The organism is Salmonella sp. 32120201201600049SM (assembly GCF_017572835.1).
In the GTDB taxonomy this organism is placed as follows: Bacteria; Pseudomonadota; Gammaproteobacteria; order Enterobacterales; family Enterobacteriaceae; genus Salmonella; species Salmonella enterica.
Genome location: NZ_JAGESA010000004.1, coordinates 309949 through 333691 on the forward strand (window position 1 = coordinate 309949; position 23743 = coordinate 333691).

Here is a 23743-nt window from a genome sequence, read left to right on the forward strand (position 1 = left end):
CTTCGGTTGGATAGGTAATTTGGCGAGATTATACGATGATCAAACAAAGGACACTTAAACGTATCGTTCAGGCGACTGGCGTCGGTTTACACACCGGCAAAAAAGTCACCCTGACATTACGCCCTGCGCCGGCCAATACCGGGGTCATCTATCGTCGCACCGACTTGAATCCACCGGTAGATTTCCCGGCCGATGCCAAATCTGTGCGTGATACCATGCTCTGTACGTGTCTGGTGAATGAGCATGATGTACGGATTTCAACCGTTGAGCACCTGAACGCTGCTCTGGCGGGCTTAGGTATCGATAACATCGTTATTGAGGTTAATGCCCCGGAAATCCCGATCATGGATGGCAGTGCCGCTCCGTTTGTCTACCTGCTGCTTGATGCCGGTATTGATGAACTGAACTGCGCCAAAAAATTCGTACGCATCAAAGAGACTGTTCGGGTTGAAGATGGCGATAAATGGGCTGAATTCAGACCGTACAATGGTTTTACGTTGGATTTCACCATCGACTTTAACCATCCGGCGATCGATTCCAGCAGCCAGCGCTACGCGATGAACTTCTCTGCGGATGCGTTCATGCGCCAGATCAGCCGTGCGCGTACCTTCGGTTTTATGCGTGATATCGAATATCTGCAGTCCCGCGGCCTGTGCCTGGGCGGCAGCTTCGATTGTGCCATCGTTGTTGACGATTATCGCGTATTGAACGAAGACGGCCTGCGTTTTGAAGATGAATTCGTTCGTCACAAAATGCTCGACGCGATCGGTGACTTGTTCATGTGTGGTCACAATATTATTGGTGCGTTTACCGCGTATAAATCCGGTCACGCATTGAATAACAAATTGTTACAGGCAGTCCTGGCAAAACAGGAAGCCTGGGAATTTGTGACCTTCCAGGACGACGCAGAACTGCCGTTGGCTTTCAAAGCGCCTTCGACGGTACTGGCATAACGACATACGCTGTCGTATAAAATTCGACTGGTTAACCTGGCACTCTCTCCGGCCAGGCGAGCCAGTCGTTTTTTTTACTATCCTTTATCTGCGCTTTCCTTAATACAGCCATTTTGGCAGAGTTAAATGGAAACACGGCGCGTTCGCTGTTTTCTTAGCCGATTTTCACCTTAGCTTCTCGTCATTACTGCTGTAGCGCGTACGCTTTAATGATAAGATTTGTGCGCAAATTGTTTTGATTCCGTAAGCCCATGAGGGGCATATCAGGTGGCAATGACGTGAGTGGAATACTGACGCGCTGGCGACAGTTAGGCAGACGATACTTCTGGCCGCATCTCTTATTAGGGATGGTCGCGGCGAGTTTTGGTTTGCCCGCGCTCAGTAACGCCGCTGAAACCAATACGCCTGCAAGGACGACCGCCAGCACCGCGTCTAAAGTTAACTTTAGCCATCTTGCGCTGTTAGAAGCCTCTAACCGTCGTCCCAATTTCACCGTAGATTACTGGCATCAGCACGCTATTCGCACGGTGATTCGCCACCTTTCTTTTGCAATGGCGCCGCAAACGCTGCCCGTTGCCGACGCGCCGTCGCCATTACAGGCGCATCATATCGCCTTACTGAATACGCTCAGCGCGATGCTCACGCAGGAGGGCACGCCGCCGGCGATTGTTCGCCGCCTCTCCCTGGCGTATTTTGCGCCACAAACCGCATTTAGCATCCCGGCCTGGATAAGTCAGGCGCAGGGTATCCGCGCCGGTCCGCAACGTCTCAGCTAACGAAAAAAGACCCTTTTACTTTATTTGTAGCTCCGCGGCGCGGGGCATTTGAGACTTTATTATGCTAATCAAATTATTAACCAAAGTATTCGGTAGCCGTAACGATCGTACGCTGCGTCGTATGCGTAAGGCCGTCAGCCTTATTAATGCGATGGAACCGGAGATGGAAAAACTCTCCGATGACGAACTGAAAGCGAAAACCAACGAATTTCGCGCCCGTATTGAAAAAGGCGAAAGCGTAGAGAGCCTGATTCCGGAAGCGTTCGCGGTGGTGCGTGAAGCCAGTAAACGCGTCTTTGGGATGCGTCACTTCGACGTTCAGCTATTGGGTGGTATGGTGCTCAACGATCGCTGTATCGCCGAAATGCGTACTGGTGAAGGTAAAACGCTGACCGCAACGCTGCCAGCCTACCTGAACGCGCTGTCCGGCAAAGGCGTTCATGTGGTAACCGTGAACGACTATCTGGCGCAGCGTGACGCCGAAAATAACCGCCCGCTATTCGAATTCCTCGGTATGTCCGTTGGTATCAACCTGCCAGGTATGCCTGCGCCAGCCAAACGTGAAGCTTACGCTGCCGACATCACTTACGGCACTAACAACGAATACGGTTTTGACTACCTGCGCGACAACATGGCGTTCAGCCCGGAAGAGCGCGTGCAGCGTAAACTGCATTATGCGCTGGTGGATGAGGTTGACTCCATCCTGATCGATGAAGCGCGTACGCCGCTGATTATTTCCGGCCCGGCGGAAGATAGCTCGGAAATGTACAAAAAAGTGAACAAAATCATTCCGCACCTGATTCGTCAGGAGAAAGAAGATTCTGACACTTTCCAGGGCGAAGGCCACTTCTCCGTTGATGAGAAAGCGCGCCAGGTTAACCTGACCGAACGCGGTCTGGTGCTGATTGAAGAGCTACTGGTGCAAGAAGGCATTATGGATGAGGGCGAGTCGCTCTACTCGCCTGGCAATATTATGCTGATGCATCACGTCACCGCCGCGCTGCGCGCGCACGCGCTGTTTACCCGTGACGTGGATTACATTGTGAAAGACGGCGAAGTCATCATTGTTGATGAACATACCGGTCGTACCATGCAGGGGCGTCGCTGGTCTGACGGTCTGCACCAGGCGGTAGAAGCGAAAGAAGGCGTTGAAATTCAGAATGAAAACCAGACGCTGGCGTCTATTACCTTCCAGAACTACTTCCGTCTGTATGAAAAGCTGGCCGGTATGACCGGTACGGCGGATACTGAAGCCTTCGAATTTAGCTCTATCTATAAGCTGGACACCGTCGTTGTTCCGACCAACCGTCCGATGATCCGTAAAGATTTGCCGGATCTGGTCTACATGACCGAAGCGGAAAAAATCCAGGCCATTATCGAAGATATTAAAGAGCGTACCGCGAACGGTCAGCCAGTGCTGGTCGGGACGATTTCTATCGAGAAATCTGAAGTGGTCTCCAGAGAGCTGACCAAAGCGGGCATCAAACATAACGTACTGAACGCAAAATTCCACGCCAACGAAGCAGGCATCGTTGCGCAGGCTGGTTATCCAGCGGCGGTCACTATCGCTACCAACATGGCGGGTCGTGGTACCGATATTATGCTGGGCGGTAGCTGGCAGGCGGAAGTCGCCGCGCTGGAAGCGCCGACGGAAGAACAGATTGCGCAGATTAAAGCGGACTGGCAGGTACGCCATGACGCGGTTCTGGCTGCCGGCGGTCTGCATATCATTGGCACCGAGCGCCATGAATCCCGCCGTATCGACAACCAGCTTCGTGGCCGTTCCGGTCGCCAGGGCGATCCGGGTTCTTCCCGTTTCTACCTGTCGATGGAGGATGCGCTGATGCGTATTTTCGCCTCCGATCGTGTCTCCGGTATGATGCGTAAACTGGGGATGAAGCCGGGCGAAGCGATTGAGCACCCATGGGTGACGAAAGCTATCGCTAACGCGCAGCGTAAAGTAGAAAGCCGTAACTTCGATATTCGTAAGCAACTGCTGGAATATGATGATGTGGCGAACGATCAGCGCCGTGCAATTTATACCCAGCGTAACGAACTGCTGGATGTGTCTGACGTGAGCGACACCATTAACAGCATTCGCGAAGATGTCTTTAAGGCGACTATCGACGCCTACATTCCGCCGCAGTCGCTGGAAGAGATGTGGGACATCCCGGGTTTGCAGGAACGCCTGAAAAACGACTTCGACCTGGAGATGCCGATTGCCGAATGGCTGGATAAAGAGCCGGAGCTGCATGAGGAGACGCTGCGTGAGCGCATCCTGGCGCAGTCCATCGAGGTGTATCAGCGTAAAGAAGAGGTGGTTGGCGCTGAAATGATGCGTCATTTCGAAAAAGGCGTGATGCTGCAAACGCTTGATTCCCTGTGGAAAGAGCACCTGGCGGCGATGGATTACCTGCGTCAGGGTATTCATCTGCGCGGCTATGCGCAAAAAGATCCGAAGCAGGAATACAAGCGCGAATCCTTCGCTATGTTCGCCGCGATGCTGGAATCGCTGAAATATGAAGTGATCAGTACCCTGAGCAAAGTCCAGGTACGTATGCCTGAAGAGGTCGAAGCGATGGAAATGCAGCGTCGCGAAGAGGCGGAGCGCCTGGCGCAGATGCAGCAGCTAAGCCATCAGGATGACGATGCCGCCGTGGCTGCCGATCTGGCCGCCCAAACTGGCGAACGTAAGATTGGACGTAACGATCCTTGCCCTTGTGGTTCCGGTAAGAAATACAAACAGTGTCACGGTCGCCTGAGCTAATGCGATAAACTTACCGGCCTGATAAGACATAATGTTGTTGCCATCAGGTCGGTGCTGGCATTATTGCCGAAGGGCGCTACGCTTATTCGGCCTGGCATTGAACACAGATAAAAAGGCGCAGGCGACTGCGCCTTTTTTATGGATGCAACAAGATGAAAAAACTGCAAATCGCGGTTGGGATTATCCGCAACCCGAACGACGAAATTTTTATTACCCGACGCGCCGCTGATGCGCATATGGCGAACAAGCTGGAATTTCCGGGCGGAAAAATTGAAGCCGACGAAACACCTGAGCAGGCGTTGATCCGGGAGCTACAGGAAGAGGTGGGGATTACGCCAACACAGGTGACATTATTCGACACTCTGGAATATCAATTCCCGGATAGACACATTACGCTGTGGTTTTGGCTGGTTGAACGCTGGGAGGGCGAACCGTGGGGGAAAGAAGGACAGCCGGGACGGTGGATCGCGCAAAACGCGTTGAATACGGACGATTTTCCGCCGGCCAATGAACCGATTATTCGTAAATTACGCCAATTTGCGCCTTAGTGGGGGATCGCAACACGATCCCCATCGATCTTATTAGCGATTTAATGTCGACATAATTTCCGGCCAGTAGCGTGGGCCGGCCGCGGCGTCGTGAGGAAAAACCGCCTCAATTGCCGCCAGCTCCTGCGGGCTTAGGGTCAGTGATAACGCGCCGAGGTTTTCATCCACCCTGGCGCAGTGGCGGGTGCCGGGAATGGGAACGATGTGCCTGTTGCGGGCCAGCAGCCAGGCCAGCGCTAATTGTGCGGGGGTACACTCTTTTTCGCGTGCCATTTGTTTTATTGCTTCAGCCAGACGTAAATTGTGCGAGAAGTTCTCACCCATGAACCTGGGATTTGTGCGACGGAAGTCATTCGCAGCAAAATCTTCTGGCGTTTTAATCGTACCGGTCAGAAATCCGCGTCCCAGCGGGCTGTAAGCGACGAATCCTATACCCAACCGTTCACAGGTGGAAAGTGCTGAAATTTCCGCTTCGCGGGACCAAAGCGAATACTCACTTTGCAGCGCGGTAATAGGGTGAACGTTATGGGCGCGTTCCAGCGTTTGCGTTGATGCTTCGGATAGCCCGAGATAACGCACTTTTCCCTCGCGCACCAGGTCCGCCATTGCACCGACAGTCTCTTCTATGGGAACTGATGGATCAACGCGATGTTGATAGTACAGATCGATATGATCAACCCCCAGGCGTTGCAGGCTTTGCTCACAACTACGGCGAACGTACTCCGGTCTGCCATTGACGCCACGCGCCATAGGGTTAGCAGGGTCGAGAACGATACCAAATTTCGTCGCTAAAAATACCCGATCGCGACGATCGGCGATGGCTCTTCCGACTAACCTTTCATTGGTATAAGGGCCATACATATCTGCGGTATCGAGCAGTGTTACCCCCTGATCTAACGCATAATGTAGCGTCTTAATTGAGGTGCTGTCGTCATGAGCGCCGTAAAATGCGCTCATGCCCATACATCCCAGTCCGATGGCTGACACTCGCGGTCCGTTTGCGCCTAATGTACGATATTGCATACTGCCTCCATGAGGATATTTTGTGCATGGCAGGTAGTCTATACCTGGCGTATAACATGAAAAATAGGGGGAATAAGCATGGTTTATGAAGGCTGGCTTAATAATGCGTCATGATGTGATGTCCATATTGCATGCTTTTTGCATGATTGCTGAAAACCATAGCTTCACGCGGGCAGCGGCGCAGTTACATATTTCCACGTCGGCGTTAAGTCAGAATATGCGCCAACTGGAGGATGAACTTGGCGTGAAATTGTTGAACCGAACCACCCGGCGTGTCGGTTTGACAGAAGCAGGACATGCCTTTCTTGCCAGTATCAGACCCGCATTGGCCCATATTGATGAGGCGATGGAACATGCCCGCCAGAGCCGCGATATACCCGGAGGGACATTACGCCTGACCGTACCGCGCACGGCGGCCACGCTTCTGTTACAACCTAATCTCGCCGGTTTCATGCGCGATTATCCCGATATTCGGCTGGATATCGATGTGAATGACGGTTTTGTGGATTTAATTAACGAACGCTTTGATGCCGGTATTCGCTTTGGCGATGCGGTACAACTTGATATGAATGTCGTTCCGCTCGGTGATGTTTTACGCCCGGCGATCGTAGCATCCCCTGCATACCTTGCGCGTTTTGGCACGCCGCTGCATCCGCAGGAACTCATCAATCACCGCTGCCTTTGTCATCGTTTTACGCGTGAGAGCGGGCTATATCGGTGGGAGTTTGTTCATGGAGCGCAACGGCTGGAAATTACGCCGGAAGCCGCGTTAATGGTGAATGATAAAGCGTTGCGTCTCTCCGCCGCGCGTGATGGGGTAGGGCTAACCTACGTTTTTGAACAGGATGTCCACGAAGACTTACAGGATGGGCGGTTGTGTTCCGTGCTTGAGGAGTGGCTGCCTGCGGCGGACCGGTTTTATTTGTATTATCCCGGCCGCGCGCATATGGCGCCAAAACTACGCGTATTTATTGATTATTTTTGTCATAAGGCGATATTGCCGTCTCAACAGAGCCATCACTGTTAGCGCTCTTCGCTCCAGTCGTCGCTATCAGACTGGTCGCCGCTGCTGGCGATTCGTTTCTCTTCGGCGGCCCATTCGCCCAAATCAATTAACTGACAGCGTTTAGAACAAAATGGGCGGAAGGGGCTAATTTCCCCCCAGACGACCGGTTTACCGCAGGTCGGACAGTTTACGACGGTCACGTCAGACATTTTTACTCCTTAGCAACAGGCCAGTTCAAAATCAAGACGCTCCGGCACCAGACCATTTTCACTATCCAGCGGCATAAAGCGAATGGCAAAACGGCTCTTATGGCCGGAAATTTGCGGATAAAGTTGTGAATCGAGCGTCAGCATAAGACGCAGCAAATCGGCGTCGTCCCCGTTATCCTGATAAAAACCGTTCAGGCTGGTTTGCTTACGGAAAGGCGCTGAATTACGGATCAGATCAAGCACCAGCGTCAGCGCCTGGGTGAGGGGATTCAGGCTGGCAAGCCAGGTTTCAATCTGGGCGTCGCGCTGCGCCTGTTGTAGGTGCAACCAGATATGCAGAGTGGGTAAATCGAAACTGCAACAGCCGCCAGGAATACTTAAGCGTTGACGCACAAGGGCAATCAAGCGATCTTCGCGTAGCTGCTGGCCAATCCTCGGGGCGGAGATCAGCACGCTGCCCGCGGATTTTAACTGCTGGCGCAGGGCTTCAATACGGTCTTGATCGACGCCGGGAACCTCAACCCAGGCCTGTAATTTACGCTGCTGGCGCTCCAGTTCTTTCAGCAGTTCGGTACGGACTTCGCCCCGTTCGAACACATCCAGTAGATCGCTGATGTTACGGAAAAAATGCAGTGCGCCAGCATGGTCTGCAATTGGCAGGTTGATGGAGAGCTGTTGGATCAAAAACTCTATGCGCAGCCACGTACGCATCTTCTCATTGAGAGGGTGTTCAAATAGGACCTGGGTGTGCATTACGGTTTTTCCTGTGAGACAAACTGCGACGCGAGCTTAAGATAACTGGCGTGCAGGCGGGCCACATCTGATGCGATAGCATCCGGTGCGCCGTTATTATCAATAACATCGTCCGCCACGGCAAGGCGCGCTTCACGCGTCGCCTGCGCAGCGAGAATGTGTTCAACATGCTCGCGCGTAACATCATCACGCTGCATTGTGCGTATGAGCTGCGTTTCGGGCGTCACGTCAACCACCAGTACGCGGTTGGCTTTTTGATACAGCCTGTTTTCAACCAGCAGAGGCACAACCCATAACACATAGGGCGACGTAGCCTGTTGAAACTGTCGTTGGGTTTCCTGCTGAATTAAGGGGTGAAGCAGGGCGTTAAGCCAGGCTTTTTCTTCCGGATGCGAAAAAATACGCTCACGCAGCGCCCGGCGACGTAACGTGCCGTCGGCGGCGATAAGTTCAGAACCAAAATGTTCCGCTATTGCGTTCAGGGCGGGCTGCCCTGGCTCAACCATCTGGCGCGCGATAATATCCGCGTCGATGACGGTTATTCCGAGGTCAGCGAAGGCATCAGCGACGGTACTTTTACCGCTGCCAATACCGCCGGTTAAGGCTACGGTATACCTCATATCTCCAGCTTCCGGAATTTTAGTTTGATAATCAAAAGGTTAAATTTTAAACATACAAAGACGATACGCTCTGAGCATTAACCTACTATTCGCCAGGTAAATTTATGGGATTGTAACGTAAAAAAAGAGAATTTCGCAGTCTTGTACGGCCATGATTAGTGCGTATGATAGCGTCACTGGAGTTGTGAGTTTCGATTTTTCGCCATTAACCCCAGGAATCCGTACATGCGTATTGAAGAAGATCTGAAGTTAGGTTTCAAAGACGTTCTTATCCGTCCTAAGCGTTCTACCCTCAAAAGCCGTTCCGATGTCGAACTGGAACGTCAATTCACCTTTAAACACTCAGGTCAGACCTGGTCTGGCGTACCGATTATCGCGGCCAATATGGATACCGTCGGGACGTTTGAAATGGCGCAAGCATTGGCCGGGTTTGATATTCTGACTGCTGTACATAAACATTATACCGTTGAAGAATGGGCAGCTTTTATCAACACGGCCTCGGCTGATGTTCTGAAGCATGTGATGGTTTCCACCGGGACCTCTGATGCTGATTTCGAAAAAACCGTGCAGATTCTGGCGCTGAATCCTGCGCTGAACTTTGTCTGTATTGATGTGGCCAATGGCTATTCAGAACATTTTGTGCAGTTCGTCGCGAAAGCACGTGAAGCATGGCCGACAAAAACAATCTGCGCAGGCAATGTGGTAACGGGCGAGATGTGCGAAGAGCTTATCCTCTCCGGCGCCGATATCGTGAAAGTGGGAATTGGTCCTGGCTCCGTATGCACGACGCGTGTAAAAACCGGCGTTGGTTATCCGCAACTGTCGGCGGTTATCGAATGCGCTGACGCGGCGCATGGCCTGGGCGGCATGATCGTCAGCGATGGCGGCTGCACCATGCCAGGCGACGTAGCAAAAGCCTTCGGCGGCGGTGCGGATTTCGTTATGTTGGGCGGCATGCTGGCGGGTCACGAAGAGAGCGGCGGCAGCGTGGTAGAAGAGAACGGCGAGAAATTTATGCTGTTCTACGGCATGAGTTCGGAATCTGCGATGAACCGTCATGTCGGTGGCGTTGCGAAATACCGCGCGGCAGAAGGTAAAACGGTTAAATTGCCGCTGCGTGGGCCGGTGGGCAATACTGCCCGCGATATCCTGGGCGGTCTACGCTCAGCCTGCACTTATGTCGGCGCGTCTCGCCTGAAAGAGTTGACCAAACGCACCACCTTTATTCGGGTGCAGGAACAAGAAAACCGCATTTTCAATAGCCTCTAATATTCTGGCTGGCGTACATGTGCGCCAGCCTTATCCCATCCCGCTCATCGCGTTTCCCAGATGAAAAATCGGCAAATACATCGCCACCACCAGCGTACCGATAATTAAGCCGGTGATGATCAATAACGCCGGTTCCAACAGCGACGCCAGATTATCGGCCAGCGCCAGCGTAGTTTCACTGTGGTGACGGGCAAGGTTATGCAGCATGATATCGAGTGAGCCGGACGCTTCGCCCGTTCTGACCAGTTGCAGGCATAGCGGACTAAATTCCTGGGTATTTTTTAGCGCCAACCAGACCGGATTGCCCGCGGCGATCTCCTGATGTACCTGCGTTAAACGCTGTGACCAGTAAGGGCAGCCGAGACTCTCGATAGCGCTTTCCAGTCCCTGAAGAAAAGGAATGCCTGCGCTTTGGGTTAATGCCAGTACGGTGAATATTTGCGCTAGTTTCTGGCCTCTTATCAGGCGACCCATAACGGGAAGCCGTAGCAGAAGACGCTGCCGCTGCGCTTGCCAGGACGGCTTTTGTTTTACCCTGCGGTGAGCGATAGCAACGAGCATCGTCAGGAACAAGATGAGCCAACCCCATGCCGACCCCCATTGCGCTATCGCGATAATACCGCGCGTCAGAAGAGGGAGCGGGGTATTGAAGCTACGGTAAATGGCGGCAAATTCCGGCAGGACAAAGTGCAGCATGGCGAAAACGACCAGGGCGGCCATTGTCAGAATAATGGCGGGATAGCGCAGCGCCTTTTTCACGCTAACCGTAATCTGCCGTTGCGCTTTTTGCTGACGAGCCAGTTCAAAGCAGCATTCGGCCAGTTTGCCGGTCAGTTCTCCGGTGCGGATCATCGTTTGGTAGAGCGGCGGAAATACCTGCGGCCAGGATACTAATGCGCTGGAAAAAGGGACGCCCTGTTCAAGCTCGTGAGCCAGCGTGCGCAACAGCGCTTGCCATTGTCGGTGGGGATGCTGTTTCGCAAGGAGTTCCAGCCCTTCAGAAAGCGTCAGCCCGGCATGAATGAGCGTGGCCAACTGATGAATAATTTCAGCGCTTTGCTCTTCTTTCCACAGTGCGGCATTAACGCCTATGCGCTTGATGCGAAGCGGCATAATGCGCTGATGTTGCAGGGTGATGATCAGCGCCAGACGATTGTCCACCCATACAACGTCTTGTTCCAGTTGACCTTTATCGTTAACGCCTTGCCAGCGCCAGAGCTGTTTAACGCTCATGGGGCATTCCCAGAACGCGCAGTATCTCTTCAAAGGACGTCATGCCTTGCTCAACGGCGCGACAGCCATTTTCAAAAAGCGTCCCTGTACCGGTCTGTTGGAGGTGGGCTTCCAGTGCTTGCGCCGATGCGCCGCTCGCAATTAACTGACGTAATGCCGGGGTAACAGTTAACACTTCGAATAACGCGGTTCGGCCATAAAAGCCGTGGTAGCAATGCTGACAGCCGCTTGCCTGCCAGCGCGGTAGCGCGCTGGGCCAAAGATTGGGCGATAGTACCACGGGATCGCTCAGGCGCTGTTTGCAGTGCGGGCAAAGCTTCCTTACCAGGCGTTGCGCTACCACCAGCGTAAGCGCCGATGAGATCATCCAGCGTGCTACGCCCATTTGCTGCAAACGTATCAGGGTTTCGCTGGTGGAGTTCGTATGGAGCGTTGAAAGTACCAGATGGCCCGTTTGTGCCGCCTTAATGGCGATTTCTGCGGTGTCGCCGTCACGAATTTCACCTACCATGATGATGTCAGGGTCCTGGCGTAATAGCGCACGCAGCACATTTTGAAAGGTGAGCCCGGCGCGGGGATGGATCTGCGTCTGGTTAATCCCATCCAGTGGAATTTCTATCGGATCCTCAACGCTACAGAGGTTGATACCCGGCGTATTCCGGGTTTGTAGCGCGCTGTATAGCGTGACCGTTTTTCCGCTACCGGTGGGGCCAGTCACCAGTACCAGCCCCTGAGGTTGCTGTAGGGCTTGTCTAAAAGCGGTAAGTTGTGCCCCGTACATGCCCAGCGTGTCCAGATCCAGCGTTTGTTCAACCTGATGCAACAACCGTAAGACGACTTTTTCGCCTTCTTTACAGGGAAGCGTGGCGATACGAAAAGAGATGCTGTCTCCCGCCAGGTCAACGGTAAATTGCCCGTCCTGCGGCAGCCGATGTTCAGCGATGTCCAAATTTCCCAGGACTTTCAATCTGGCCGTCAGTGCAAGCCCCGTCTCTTTGGCGATGTCCTGCAGAATATGAAGAACGCCATCGATGCGGAGTCTTATTCGGTAGCGGCTGGCGCCGGGTTCGAGATGGATATCAGAGGCGCGTTTCGCCATCGCCGAGCGTAATGTCTGATTGAGAAGCTGGGCTGCGGTTTCTCCGCCTTTCGCGGCGTTTGCCGAGGGTGCCTGATCCGGCTTATGCCGATGATTTTCCATTTGCTGGCGAGTCCAGCACACAATATCAATCTGTTTTTGCGTGGCGAAATGCAGAGCGTCCAGTAACGCATGAGAGGGCGCGTCGACCACCGCAACAGTGATACTGTTGCTGGCGCTATTGATCAGTACAGCCTGATGACGTTGACACAAGGTGTTGAGCTGAGCGTCTTTCATCTTGTCTCCTTAGTTGGCGTCAAAACGGAAGACATCTTCACAAGCCTGTTGTAACGCGCTGTCGCTTTGAATATTGCAGTTACGCGTCCAGCCAGTAATGCCGTTAGCATTGTCCCAGGCGGGCGTCATGATGACGCTAAGCCCGCTCAGACTCTCCTGGCCGGTAAGCGTGATGACGCCTTTTTCCACGCTCATGCCCGAAACATAACGGGTGATGACGGGCGAGGGGATACCGTTGACGCCCGCATCGCATGTGCTCGTCCCACCATGTTCCAGAGCGCAGAGTTCGACGGCGGTACGGTAGGGGACAAACGTTTGCAACATATCCGTCAGCGCCGCTTTACGCAGATAGTTCTGGTAAGCCGGAATGCCAATGGCGCTTAAAATGGCGATGATGCCAATAACGACCATCAGTTCGATAAGCGTGAAACCGCGTTGTTTTTCCATTGTTCGCTCCTTGAGTTAGCTGGCGCTACTGTGGCAAACGAGGAAAGAGCGGGCGAGCGGCAAAAGGTAAAACGGGAAGGCGGATTCTGAAGATTTTTGCTGCGTTACATGACACGGCAACGTTATTGCGAGGCGCTACGAATATTTTACCGAATCACGACGCGGATCTACGGACAGGTGATTTATAGACCCGACGGCGCAGCGCCATCGGGTGGAGAAGATCAGCAAAAACGCATGGAGAGATCGAGCGCGCGCACATGCTTGGTCAGCGCGCCAACGGAGATGAAATCCACCCCGGTTTCAGCAAATTCGCGTAAGGTTTCCGCGGTGACGTTGCCGGATACTTCCAGCCGCGCCTGGCCGTTGACGCGTTTCACCGCCTCGCGCATCTGGTCGGTGTTGAAATTATCCAGCATGATAATATCCGCGCCTGCTTTCAGCGCATCGTCCAGTTCATCCAGATTTTCGACCTCGACTTCTACCGGCACGTCCGGATGTAGCCAGAACGCTTTTTCCACCGCCTGACGAACCGAACCGGAGGCGATGATATGGTTTTCTTTAATCAGGAACGCGTCAGTGAGGCCCAGACGATGATTGGCGCCGCCGCCGCATAAAACCGCATATTTGAGCGCGGTGCGCAGACCCGGCAGCGTTTTACGCGTGTCGAGCAACTGGGTTTGGGTGCCAGCCAGCAGTCCAACGTAGCGGCGTACTTCACTGGCGACGCCGGAAAGGGTCTGGACAAAGTTTAGCGCCGTGCGCTCGCCGGTCAGCAATACGCGAGCCGGGCCGTTCAGTTCAAACACTGTTTGGTTGGCGTGAATGGCGTCGCCGTCATCGACATGCCAGGTGAGGCGCACATCATCGCCCGCCAGTTGGATGAAGACCTCTTCAACCCAGCGCTTGCCGCAGAAAACGCCGTCTTCACGAGTGATCACCGTGGCATGGGCTTGCGTATCTGCCGGCAAAAGTTGCGCGGTGATATCGTTGCCAGCATCGACTTCTCCACCTAAATCTTCACGCAGCGCCTGAGCAACGGCGGCAGGGATATCGAGATTAATGCGTTCCAGTAGCGCGTCACGTCGGTCGTCTGGGTTATAACGGCGAGGCGGCATGATAAAACTCCAAATTGCTAACGAATCATAAGGTAGAAACATGCTACTCTGAAGCAGCTATAAGCACCACTCAAAAGGAGACTCTGCATGTTGCCAGATAAGGGTTGGTTGGTAGAGGCGCGACGCGTCCCTTCTCCGCATTATGATTGCCGTCCGGATGACGAAAAACCGTCCTTGCTGGTGGTGCATAACATTAGCCTGCCCCCCGGCGAGTTTGGCGGTCCGTGGATCGATGCATTATTCACCGGAACGATAGATCCAGACGCCCATCCTTTTTTTGCAGAAATCGCTCATCTTCGTGTTTCGGCCCATTGTCTGATTCGTCGCGACGGTGAAATCGTCCAGTATGTGCCTTTTGATAAGCGTGCGTGGCATGCGGGCGTATCAAACTATCAGGGGCGGGAACGTTGTAATGATTTCTCCATTGGTATTGAGCTGGAGGGGACGGATACGCTGGCTTATACCGATGCGCAGTATCAGCAGCTAGCCGCCGTGACGCGCACGCTTATCGCTTGCTATCCGGCGATCGCCGACAATATGACCGGACACTGCAACATTGCGCCTGACCGCAAAACGGACCCTGGCCCTGCCTTTGACTGGCCGCGCTTTCGCGCTTTGGTAGCCCTCTCGTCGCACAAGGAGATGACATGACGCTGTTTACGACATTACTGGTGCTGATTGTCGAGCGCCTGTTTAAGCTGGGCGAGCACTGGCAGCTCGATCATCGGCTGGAGGCGCTATTCCGTCGGATTACGCATTTTTCGATGTTGCGCACGATGGGAATGACGGCGATCGCGATGGTGGTGACTTTTCTACTGCTCCAGGCGCTAAAAGGGCTGCTATTTAACGTGCCGACGCTGGTGGTGTGGATTCTCCTGGGCGTGCTGTGTATCGGCGCGGGCAAAGTGCGAGTACATTATCACGCCTGGCTGAAAGCGGCGTCCCGTAACGATCCGCATCCTTGCGAGGCGATGGCCAGCGAGCTTACGCTAATCCACGGCGTGCCGCCGGATTGTAATGAGCGTGAATTTTTGCGTGAGCTGCAAAATGCGTTGTTATGGATAAATTTCCGTTTTTACCTCGCACCGCTATTTTGGTTTATCGTTGGCGGTCCATGGGGGCCGGTAACGCTGGTGGGCTATGCGTTTTTACGGGCCTGGCAGACCTGGCTGGCGCGCTATCAGACGCCGCACCAACGTTTGCAATCCGGCATTGACGCTATTCTTCATGTGCTGGACTGGATTCCGGTACGTCTGGCGGGCGTAGTGTATGCATTACTGGGGCATGGCGAGAAAGCGTTGCCGGCCTGGTTTGCCTCGCTGGCGGATCTGCATACTTCGCAGTATCAGGTGCTCACACGTCTGGCGCAGTTCTCACTGGCGCGTGAACCGCATACTGACAAAGTAGAAACCCCCAAAGCGGCGGTGTCGATGGCGAAGAAGGCCTCGTTTGTGGTGGTGGTGATTATTGCGTTGCTCACCATTTATGGGGCATTAGTGTAATGTTGTGCCGATGGCGCTAACGCTTACCGGGCCTACAGGTTTTTCCATTGTAGGCCGCATAAGCGTTAGCGCCACCGGGCAGTGCAACGGCTTAGATCGTATCGGCTGGCGGCACGCCAAAATCAGGCATCCCGTTTTCGTCCCAGCGCACCCGTTTCAGACGCGTATGGCGGTTGGGATCGTACAACGGATCGCCTTCAATTTCGGTGTAATTTCTCGCGTGGTACACCAGTACATCTTCACCTTCCGGCGTTTGCGTAAAGCTGTTATGTCCCGGCCCATACTGGCGATTTTCATAGCTGGTGGTAAAGACCGGGCGCGGTGATTTATGCCAGTTGGCCGGATCGCGCGGATCGTCGTTTACGTTAATCCACAGTAATCCCATACAGTAGTTTTCATCGGTGGCGCTGGCCGAATAGCTAATAAACAGCTTGTCGCCATGCACCACGACGGCCGGACCTTCGTTAACCCAAAAACCCCGACACTCCCAGTCGTACTCTGGCTTACTGAGTCTTACCGGCTCGCCTTTAATCGTCCACGGATTTTCCAGTTCAGCCAGATAAATATTTGAGTTACCGGCAATATCCGGCGCTTTTTGCGCCCACAGATACCACTGCTTTCCCTGATGATAAAAAGTGGTGGCATCGAGGGCGAAGGTATCAAACGGTGTTTTAATTTGACCTTTCTCCGTCCACTTGCCGGTGAGTGGGTCGGCATCGGCGCACCCCAGGGCAAACATGCGGTGCTGGAACATTCCCAGCTTATCAAGCGCTTGAGTATGGGTAGCGGCAAAATAGATGTACCACTTACCGTTGATGCGGTGCATTTCCGGTGCCCAGATAAGCTGGCTCATCGGGCCTGTTTTCGGTTTGCGCCAGACGACAACGGGGTCGGCGGCGCGCAACCCTTCCAGCGAATTAGCCCGGCGGATTTCCAGTCTGTCATATTCCGGTACGGAGGCAATAAAGTAGTAATCGCTGCCGTCGCGTAAAATAAACGGATCGGCACGTTGTTCAATAAACGGGTTTGGCCAGTTTGCCATCAGGCTTTCCTTACGCTTTCAGCGGCGTTGAGCTCCTGCAACTCACTCAATTCGCGGTAATTAGTGCGACGTTTTTCCAAATCGTCCTGGATTTTTTTCATCAGTTCACGGTCAACTTTCAGCAGACGTACCACGCCTGCGGTAATCAGATAGCCAACGCCAGGGATAACGGTAAACAACAGCATAATACCGTTCATCGCCGAGGCGCTTTGCGCTTTGGCGCTGGCGTCATAACCGTACCAGGAGAGCAAAAAGCCGACCATCGCCCCGGCAATCGCCAGGCCCAGTTTGAGGAAGAACAGGTTACCGGAGAAGCTAATACCGGTAATGCGTTTGCCGGTTTTCCATTCGCCGTAATCATCGACGTCCGCCATCAGCGACCAGTGCAACGGGGAAGGGATCTGATGCAGAATATTGAGCAAGAAGTAGAGCGCCACTATCATCACGGTGGCTTTCGGGTCAAAGAAATAGAATGCGCAGGAGAAAATCGCCAGCGCGATATTGGTCCAGAAAAATACCTTCAATTTACACCAGCGATCGGTTAAGACTTTTGCCAGCATACTGCCGATCATCATACCGACCACGCCAAGACTAATAAAAAGCGTAGCGAAATGGGTGCTTTGTCCCATCACCCAGGTGACGTAATACATGGTCGCCGCCATACGGATAAACCCCGGGCAGACGTTACATAAGGTCAATAGCAGAATGCGTACCCATTGATCGTTTTTCCACACGTCTTTGAAATCATTCTTCATATCATCGTGCGTCGGAACGGCAGGGCGAACGCGTTCGCGGACGCTGGCAAAGCAGAACAGAAACATACCCATGCCGATAATCGCCAGCACGGTCATCGCCAACTGATAGCCTTTGGCTTTGTCGCCGCCGCCAAACCAGTCCACCATCGGCAATAGCGTTAACGATAGCAACAGCGTCGCGATGCCGACTAATACGAAGCGATAAGCCTGACAGGCCACGCGCTCTTTTGGATCGTTGGTGATCACGCCGCCCAGTGAGCAATAGGGAATATTGATGGCGGTGTAGGTCACGGAAAGCAGAAAATAGGTGACGAAAGCATAGACAACTTTGCTGTTATAGCCCCAGTCCGGCGTCGTGAACATCAGCACGCTGAACAGCGCGTAGGGAAATGCAATCCACAGTAGCCAGGGGCGGAAACGACCATATTTACTTTGGGTGCGATCGGCAAGCGCGCCCATCACCGGATCGGTAACGGCATCGATAACGCGTACTGAAAGGAGTAAAACACCGACTAACGCCGGGGCAAGACCAAAAATATCCGTATAAAAATAATTAACAAACAGCATGATAGCGCCAAAAATAATGTTACATCCGGCGTCACCCATGCCATACCCGATTTTCTCTCTTACCGAAAGTCTGCCCTTATCCATTGAGACTTCTCCCCATCAGATGATGGCGGTAATTATTCGCCTGCGAGCTTTTTTTTGCGTAGCAGGATCACGCCGCTGATATGGATAAAATGGTTATACGTGGGAAACTGTGAGGCAGATAACACCCTCCCCGGACGGGGAGGGCGGAAAAGTAACGTCACGATCAGTGGGCTTTCACCGTTTTTGCCGTTTTTTCTTTACACAGGTAGCCGACGCCCAGGATGAGCAGCCATACCGGAATCAGCCACACGGAGATCGCCATACCTGGCGTCATCAGCATAATGATCAATACCGCCGCCATAAACAGCAGGCAGAGAACATTGCCGAACGGATAAAACAGGGCCGGGAAGCGGGTTTTCACGCCCTGCTGCTGTTTCGCGCGACGGAACATCATATGGGCAAGGCTAATCATCGCCCAGTTAATGACCAGCGCGGAGACCACCAGCGCCATCAGCAGTCCGAATGCGGACTCTGGGGCCAGGTAGTTGAGCAGCACGCACAACGCCGTCACGACGGCGGAAACCAAAATGGAGCTCACCGGCACGCCGCGTTTGTCGACGTTCAGCAGCGCTTTCGGCGCATTTCCCTGCTGGGCCAGACCGAACAGCATACGGCTGTTGCAGTAAACGCAGCTGTTATAAACCGATAGCGCGGCGGTGAGAACCACGATATTCAGCGCATTGGCGACAAACGTATCGCCCAGCTCATGGAAGATAAGGACAAATGGGCTGGTATCGGCGGTGACGCGAGTCCATGGCAGCAGCGAAAGCAGAACCGCCAGCGAGCCGATATAAAAAATCAGGATGCGATAGATAACCTGATTGGTAGCTTTGGGAATGCTCTGTTCCGGGTTATCGGCTTCAGCGGCGGTGATCCCTACCAGCTCCAGTCCGCCGAACGAAAACATAATAATGGCCATCATCATCACCAGCCCGGTCCAGCCATGCGGCAGAAAGCCGCCCTGTTCCCACAGGTTGCGCACGGTGGCCTGCGGACCAGCGGTATCGCTGAAGAGTAACCACGCGCCAAACAGAATCATAGCGATGACGGCGATCACTTTAATAATGGCGAACCAAAACTCCATCTCACCGAACACTTTAACGTTGGTCAGGTTGATGGCGTTGATAATCACAAAGAAGGCTGCCGCAGAAGCCCAGGTGGGGATCTCCGGATACCAGAACTGGATATATTTACCCACTGCGGTCAGTTCCGCCATGGCAACTAATACGTACAGCACCCAGTAGTTCCAGCCGGAAGCGAATCCGGCAAAGCCGCCCCAGTATTTATAGGCGAAGTGGCTAAAAGAGCCGGCGACCGGTTCTTCAACCACCATCTCTCCCAGCTGGCGCATAATCAGAAAGGCAATAAAGCCTGCAATCGCATAGCCCAGGATAATTCCTGGCCCCGCCGACTGAATAACGGAGGCGCTTCCCAGGAACAAGCCTGTCCCTATCGCGCCGCCCAATGCGATAAGCTGAATATGGCGGTTTTTCAGGCCGCGCTTGAGCTGCTCGCCGTGCTGCTGACTGTCCATTATAAAACCTCGTGTATCGGGCGCGGTTTATTCATAACGCGCTTATTTTGAACGATGCAGTAGTGCGTGTGTAAGTTTGCAATTCCGCTTTTTGTATTGATTTATTTACAGATTCGTTTTTTTAAATGTCACTTCAACTCTTTCGTCTTGATCAGAATAATGGTATGTGGCCGCGAATGCACCTGCTTTGTGCAGGGGTGATGACGAGTTGCGTAAAAAGAAAGCACTTGTAAATACCTCCTTTTATTTTCCCTTCTAAAGGTTGATTTGTTTTTATTCATTATTTATGCATAAAAATGCATTTAATCTGCTGTTGAATCGGTTCAGATGAGATTTTTTATCGTTTCAAATACGTTAAATCTACCTCCTGGTGGGTAAATTTAACATTTGTGCACAGTTACAGTTTTGAAACATGATTTCTGTAAAATTGTTAAAATGTGCCTCCTTTACTGATTTCAATCAAAACCTGTATGGACAGAAGGTGAATACTTTGTTACTTTAGCGTCACAGACATGAAATTGGTAAGACCAATTGACTCCGGGCAAATGGCTTAAGACAGGAAATCATGGCCTACAGCAAAATCCGCCAACCAAAACTCTCCGATGTGATCGAGCAGCAGCTGGAGTTTTTAATCCTTGAGGGAACATTGCGTCCCGGAGAAAAACTCCCACCGGAACGTGAACTGGCAAAACAGTTCGACGTCTCCCGTCCCTCCTTGCGCGAGGCGATTCAACGTCTCGAAGCGAAGGGATTGTTGCTTCGTCGTCAGGGCGGCGGAACCTTCGTGCAGAGCAGCCTGTGGCAGAGCTTTAGCGACCCGCTGGTGGAACTGCTCTCCGATCACCCTGAATCCCAGTTTGACCTGCTCGAAACGCGCCATGCTCTGGAAGGCATTGCGGCTTATTACGCGGCGCTGCGCAGCACCGATGAAGATAAAGACCGTATTCGCGAGCTGCACCACGCTATTGAGCTGGCGCAAGAGTCCGGCGATCTGGATGCCGAGTCCGAAGCCGTGCTCCAGTATCAAATCGCCGTCACCGAAGCGGCGCACAACGTGGTATTGCTTCATCTGCTAAGGTGTATGGAGCCGATGCTGGCGCAAAACGTGCGGCAGAACTTCGAATTGCTGTATGCGCGTCGGGAGATGCTGCCGCTGGTGAGTACGCATCGCACCCGTATATTTGAAGCCATTATGGCCGGAAAACCAGAAGAAGCGCGTGAAGCGTCACACCGACATCTGGCGTTTATCGAAGAGATTATGCTGGACAGAAGCCGTGAGGAGAGCCGTCGTGAACGCGCTTTACGCCGCCTGGAACAGCGCAAGAATTAGTTTTTTCTGGCAGAACGTTAACCAGAAGATGTTGTGAATAACGCGCAAAAATGTGCGCGGCAACTAAACGCAGAACCTGTCTTATTAAGCTTTCTGACGAAAGTTTAATGGGACAGGTTCCAGATAACTCAACGTATTAGATAGATAAGGAATACCCCCATGTCAGAACGTTTCCAAAATGACGTGGATCCGATCGAAACTCGCGACTGGCTACAGGCGATCGAATCGGTCATCCGTGAAGAAGGTGTTGAGCGCGCTCAGTATCTGATTGACCAACTGCTTTCTGAAGCTCGTAAAGGCGGCGTGAAAGTCGCGGCAGGCGCAGGGGCCAGTAATTACATCAACACTATTGCCGTTGAAGACGAACCGGAATACCCGGGTAATCTGGAGCTGGAACGTCGCATTCGTTCTGCGATCCGCTGGAACGCCATCATGACCGTGCTGCGCGCGTCTAAAAAAGACCTTGAGTTGGGCGGCCACATGGCGTCCTTCCAGTCTTCCGCCACGATCTATGATGTCTGTTTTAACCATTTCTTCCGTGCGCGCAACGAACAGGATGGCGGCGACCTGGTGTACTTCCAGGGCCACATCTCTCCGGGCATCTACGCTCGCGCGTTCCTGGAAGGTCGTCTGACCCAGGAACAGATGGATAACTTCCGTCAGGAAGTTCACGGCAATGGCCTCTCTTCCTATCCGCACCCGAAACTGATGCCGGAATTCTGGCAGTTCCCGACCGTCTCTATGGGTCTGGGCCCAATCGGTGCTATCTACCAGGCGAAATTCCTGAAATATCTGGAACACCGCGGCCTGAAAGATACCTCTAAACAAACCGTTTACGCCTTCCTCGGCGACGGCGAGATGGATGAGCCGGAATCCAAAGGCGCGATCACCATCGCCACCCGTGAAAAACTGGACAACCTGGTCTTTGTTATCAACTGTAACCTGCAGCGTCTTGACGGCCCGGTCACCGGTAACGGCAAGATTGTTAACGAACTGGAAGGCATCTTTGCAGGTGCTGGCTGGAACGTTATCAAAGTCATGTGGGGCGGTCGTTGGGATGAACTGCTGCGTAAAGACACCAGCGGTAAGCTTATCCAGCTGATGAACGAAACCGTTGACGGCGACTACCAGACCTTCAAATCCAAAGACGGCGCTTACGTACGTGAGCACTTCTTCGGTAAATACCCGGAAACCGCCGCGCTGGTGGCCGACTGGACCGATGAGCAGATTTGGGCACTGAACCGCGGTGGTCACGATCCGAAGAAAGTCTACGCGGCACTGAAAAAAGCGCAGGAAACCAAAGGCAAAGCGACCGTAATCCTGGCCCATACCATTAAAGGTTACGGCATGGGTGACACCGCGGAAGGTAAAAACATCGCTCACCAGGTTAAGAAAATGAACATGGACGGCGTGCGTTACGTCCGCGATCGTTTCAACGTGCCGGTTGCCGATGCTGATCTCGAAAAACTGCCGTACATTACCTTCCCGGAAGGTTCTGAAGAACACAAGTACCTGCATGAACGCCGTCAGGCGCTGCATGGCTACCTGCCAAGCCGTCAGCCGAACTTCACCGAGAAGTTAGAGCTGCCTCAACTTTCAGATTTCGGCGCGCTGCTGGAAGAGCAAAGCAAAGAGATTTCCACTACGATCGCTTTCGTGCGTGCTCTGAACGTGATGCTGAAGAACAAGTCGATCAAAGATCGCCTGGTACCGATCATCGCCGACGAAGCGCGGACTTTCGGTATGGAAGGTCTGTTCCGTCAGATTGGTATCTACAGCCCGAACGGCCAGCAGTACACCCCGCAGGACCGTGAGCAGGTTGCCTACTACAAAGAAGACGAGAAAGGCCAGATTCTGCAGGAAGGTATCAACGAGCTGGGCGCAGGCGCATCCTGGCTGGCTGCGGCGACCTCTTACAGCACCAACGATCTGCCGATGATCCCGTTCTACATCTACTACTCCATGTTCGGGTTCCAGCGTATCGGCGACCTGTGCTGGCAGGCTGGCGACCAGCAGGCTCGCGGCTTCCTGATCGGCGGGACTTCCGGTCGTACTACGCTGAACGGCGAAGGTCTGCAGCACGAAGATGGTCACAGCCACATTCAGTCGCTGACTATCCCGAACTGTATCTCTTACGACCCGGCTTACGCCTATGAAGTGGCTGTCATCATGCATGATGGTCTGGAGCGTATGTACGGTGAGAAACAAGAGAACGTTTACTACTACATCACCACCCTGAACGAAAACTACCACATGCCGGCCATGCCAGCAGGTGCCGAGGAAGGTATCCGTAAAGGTATCTACAAACTCGAAACCCTTGAAGGTAGCAAAGGTAAAGTTCAGCTGCTGGGCTCCGGTTCTATCCTGCGTCACGTGCGTGAAGCGGCACAGATCCTGGCGAAAGACTACGGCGTAGGTTCTGACGTGTACAGCGTAACCTCCTTCACCGAACTGGCGCGTGATGGTCAGGATTGTGAGCGCTGGAACATGCTGCACCCGCTGGAAACCCCGCGCGTACCGTACATCGCTCAGGTGATGAACGACGCTCCGGCAGTGGCATCTACTGACTATATGAAACTGTTCGCCGAGCAGGTTCGTACTTACGTACCGGCTGACGACTATCGCGTACTGGGTACGGATGGCTTCGGTCGTTCCGACAGCCGTGAGAACCTGCGTCACCACTTCGAAGTTGATGCTTCTTATGTGGTTGTTGCAGCGCTGGGCGAACTGGCTAAACGTGGCGAAATCGACAAGAAAGTGGTAGCGGATGCGATTACCAAATTCAACATCGATGCAGATAAAGTTAACCCGCGTCTGGCGTAAGAGGTAAAAGAA

The 23743-nt window shown here is 53.2% G+C and carries 21 protein-coding genes; 10 read left to right on the top strand and 11 right to left on the bottom strand.

Annotated features, from left to right (window positions below):
• Nucleotides 1-35: 35 nt before the first annotated feature.
• The 4 genes from lpxC (at nucleotide 36) to mutT (ending at nucleotide 5044) form a co-directional block, all read left to right on the top strand.
• Nucleotides 36-953, top strand: coding sequence for a UDP-3-O-acyl-N-acetylglucosamine deacetylase (gene lpxC / locus J4650_RS12100; protein WP_000595487.1), 918 nt, complete (start codon nucleotides 36-38; stop codon nucleotides 951-953).
• A gap of 278 nt (nucleotides 954-1231) precedes the next feature.
• Nucleotides 1232-1729 carry a secA translation cis-regulator SecM gene (gene secM / locus J4650_RS12105; protein ID WP_000014336.1) on the top strand — a complete coding sequence of 166 codons (498 nt, stop codon included), beginning with the start codon at nucleotides 1232-1234 and terminating at the stop codon, nucleotides 1727-1729.
• Nucleotides 1730-1790: 61 nt separating this feature from the next.
• Nucleotides 1791-4496, top strand: a complete 2706-nt coding sequence (gene secA, locus J4650_RS12110; RefSeq protein WP_000905756.1) for a preprotein translocase subunit SecA — start codon at nucleotides 1791-1793, stop codon at nucleotides 4494-4496.
• A 152-nt stretch (nucleotides 4497-4648) separates the two neighbouring features.
• Nucleotides 4649-5044 (top strand): 8-oxo-dGTP diphosphatase MutT, encoded by a 396-nt coding sequence (gene mutT, locus J4650_RS12115; RefSeq protein ID WP_000736058.1) that lies wholly within the window; start codon nucleotides 4649-4651, stop codon nucleotides 5042-5044.
• A 33-nt stretch (nucleotides 5045-5077) separates the two neighbouring features.
• Here mutT and J4650_RS12120 read toward each other — a convergent pair whose 3' ends face one another.
• Complete coding sequence (locus J4650_RS12120) at nucleotides 5078-6067, bottom strand: aldo/keto reductase (protein ID WP_023993187.1); 990 nt, start codon at nucleotides 6065-6067, stop codon at nucleotides 5078-5080.
• Between the two features lie 85 nt (nucleotides 6068-6152).
• On the opposite strand from J4650_RS12120, the gene J4650_RS12125 reads away from it, so the two are divergent.
• Entirely contained in the window at nucleotides 6153-7094 is a 942-nt protein-coding gene (locus J4650_RS12125) for a LysR family transcriptional regulator (protein ID WP_023993186.1), read from the top strand.
• On the opposite strand, the gene yacG is transcribed toward J4650_RS12125, so the two are convergent.
• From yacG to coaE, 3 genes are read right to left on the bottom strand one after another with little or no spacing between them, the layout of a single operon-like run.
• Nucleotides 7091-7282 carry a DNA gyrase inhibitor YacG gene (yacG, locus tag J4650_RS12130; RefSeq protein ID WP_001286419.1) on the bottom strand — a complete coding sequence of 64 codons (192 nt, stop codon included), beginning with the start codon at nucleotides 7280-7282 and terminating at the stop codon, nucleotides 7091-7093. The two genes, J4650_RS12125 and yacG, sit on opposite strands and share 4 nt — an antisense overlap.
• A gap of 9 nt (nucleotides 7283-7291) precedes the next feature.
• Nucleotides 7292-8035, bottom strand: a complete 744-nt coding sequence (zapD, locus tag J4650_RS12135) for a cell division protein ZapD (RefSeq protein WP_000557443.1) — start codon at nucleotides 8033-8035, stop codon at nucleotides 7292-7294.
• Nucleotides 8035-8655 (bottom strand): dephospho-CoA kinase, encoded by a 621-nt coding sequence (gene coaE, locus J4650_RS12140; RefSeq protein WP_001270913.1) that lies wholly within the window; start codon nucleotides 8653-8655, stop codon nucleotides 8035-8037. Before coaE ends, zapD begins: the two co-directional genes overlap by 1 nt.
• 225 nt (nucleotides 8656-8880) lie before the next feature.
• Here coaE and J4650_RS12145 point away from each other — a divergent pair, with 225 nt between their 5' ends.
• The gene (locus J4650_RS12145) at nucleotides 8881-9924 is read left to right on the top strand and encodes a GMP reductase (protein WP_001217365.1); all 1044 of its coding nucleotides are present in this window, start codon (nucleotides 8881-8883) and stop codon (nucleotides 9922-9924) included.
• Nucleotides 9925-9954: 30 nt separating this feature from the next.
• Here J4650_RS12145 and hofC read toward each other — a convergent pair whose 3' ends face one another.
• From hofC to nadC, 4 genes are all read right to left on the bottom strand, one after another.
• On the bottom strand, nucleotides 9955-11157 hold the full coding sequence (gene hofC, locus J4650_RS12150) for a protein transport protein HofC (RefSeq protein ID WP_023993185.1): 1203 nt from the start codon (nucleotides 11155-11157) through the stop codon (nucleotides 9955-9957).
• Nucleotides 11147-12532, bottom strand: coding sequence for a type II secretion system protein GspE (gene gspE / locus J4650_RS12155; protein WP_000650596.1), 1386 nt, complete (start codon nucleotides 12530-12532; stop codon nucleotides 11147-11149). The genes hofC and gspE overlap by 11 nt, the downstream gene beginning before the upstream one ends.
• A 9-nt stretch (nucleotides 12533-12541) precedes the next feature.
• Nucleotides 12542-12979, bottom strand: a complete 438-nt coding sequence (ppdD, locus tag J4650_RS12160) for a prepilin peptidase-dependent pilin (protein ID WP_000414989.1) — start codon at nucleotides 12977-12979, stop codon at nucleotides 12542-12544.
• A 221-nt stretch (nucleotides 12980-13200) separates the two neighbouring features.
• A complete protein-coding gene (gene nadC, locus J4650_RS12165; protein WP_001135135.1) occupies nucleotides 13201-14094 on the bottom strand; it encodes a carboxylating nicotinate-nucleotide diphosphorylase in 894 nt (297 codons plus the stop codon).
• Nucleotides 14095-14181: 87 nt separating this feature from the next.
• Here nadC and ampD point away from each other — a divergent pair, with 87 nt between their 5' ends.
• Both ampD and ampE read left to right on the top strand, forming a co-directional pair.
• The gene (gene ampD, locus J4650_RS12170) at nucleotides 14182-14745 is read left to right on the top strand and encodes a 1,6-anhydro-N-acetylmuramyl-L-alanine amidase AmpD (RefSeq protein ID WP_000936326.1); all 564 of its coding nucleotides are present in this window, start codon (nucleotides 14182-14184) and stop codon (nucleotides 14743-14745) included.
• Nucleotides 14742-15596: a beta-lactamase regulator AmpE gene (ampE, locus tag J4650_RS12175; RefSeq protein ID WP_000172039.1), complete on the top strand. Its 855-nt coding sequence runs from the start codon at nucleotides 14742-14744 to the stop codon at nucleotides 15594-15596. The genes ampD and ampE overlap by 4 nt, the downstream gene beginning before the upstream one ends.
• A 91-nt stretch (nucleotides 15597-15687) precedes the next feature.
• On the opposite strand, the gene J4650_RS12180 is transcribed toward ampE, so the two are convergent.
• The 3 genes from J4650_RS12180 to aroP all read right to left on the bottom strand — a co-directional run bounded on the left by J4650_RS12180 (nucleotide 15688) and on the right by aroP (nucleotide 19581).
• Complete coding sequence (locus tag J4650_RS12180) at nucleotides 15688-16638, bottom strand: family 43 glycosylhydrolase (protein WP_001622553.1); 951 nt, start codon at nucleotides 16636-16638, stop codon at nucleotides 15688-15690.
• Nucleotides 16638-18044 (bottom strand): MFS transporter, encoded by a 1407-nt coding sequence (locus J4650_RS12185; RefSeq protein WP_000357540.1) that lies wholly within the window; start codon nucleotides 18042-18044, stop codon nucleotides 16638-16640. Before J4650_RS12185 ends, J4650_RS12180 begins: the two co-directional genes overlap by 1 nt.
• A 163-nt stretch (nucleotides 18045-18207) precedes the next feature.
• The gene (gene aroP, locus J4650_RS12190; protein WP_000969487.1) at nucleotides 18208-19581 is read right to left on the bottom strand and encodes an aromatic amino acid transporter AroP; all 1374 of its coding nucleotides are present in this window, start codon (nucleotides 19579-19581) and stop codon (nucleotides 18208-18210) included.
• A 562-nt stretch (nucleotides 19582-20143) separates the two neighbouring features.
• Here aroP and pdhR point away from each other — a divergent pair.
• Together pdhR and aceE are read left to right on the top strand one after the other, a co-directional pair.
• Nucleotides 20144-20908, top strand: coding sequence for a pyruvate dehydrogenase complex transcriptional repressor PdhR (gene pdhR, locus J4650_RS12195; RefSeq protein ID WP_000331771.1), 765 nt, complete (start codon nucleotides 20144-20146; stop codon nucleotides 20906-20908).
• A gap of 159 nt (nucleotides 20909-21067) precedes the next feature.
• Complete coding sequence (gene aceE / locus J4650_RS12200; RefSeq protein WP_000003852.1) at nucleotides 21068-23731, top strand: pyruvate dehydrogenase (acetyl-transferring), homodimeric type; 2664 nt, start codon at nucleotides 21068-21070, stop codon at nucleotides 23729-23731.
• Nucleotides 23732-23743 lie beyond the last annotated feature (12 nt).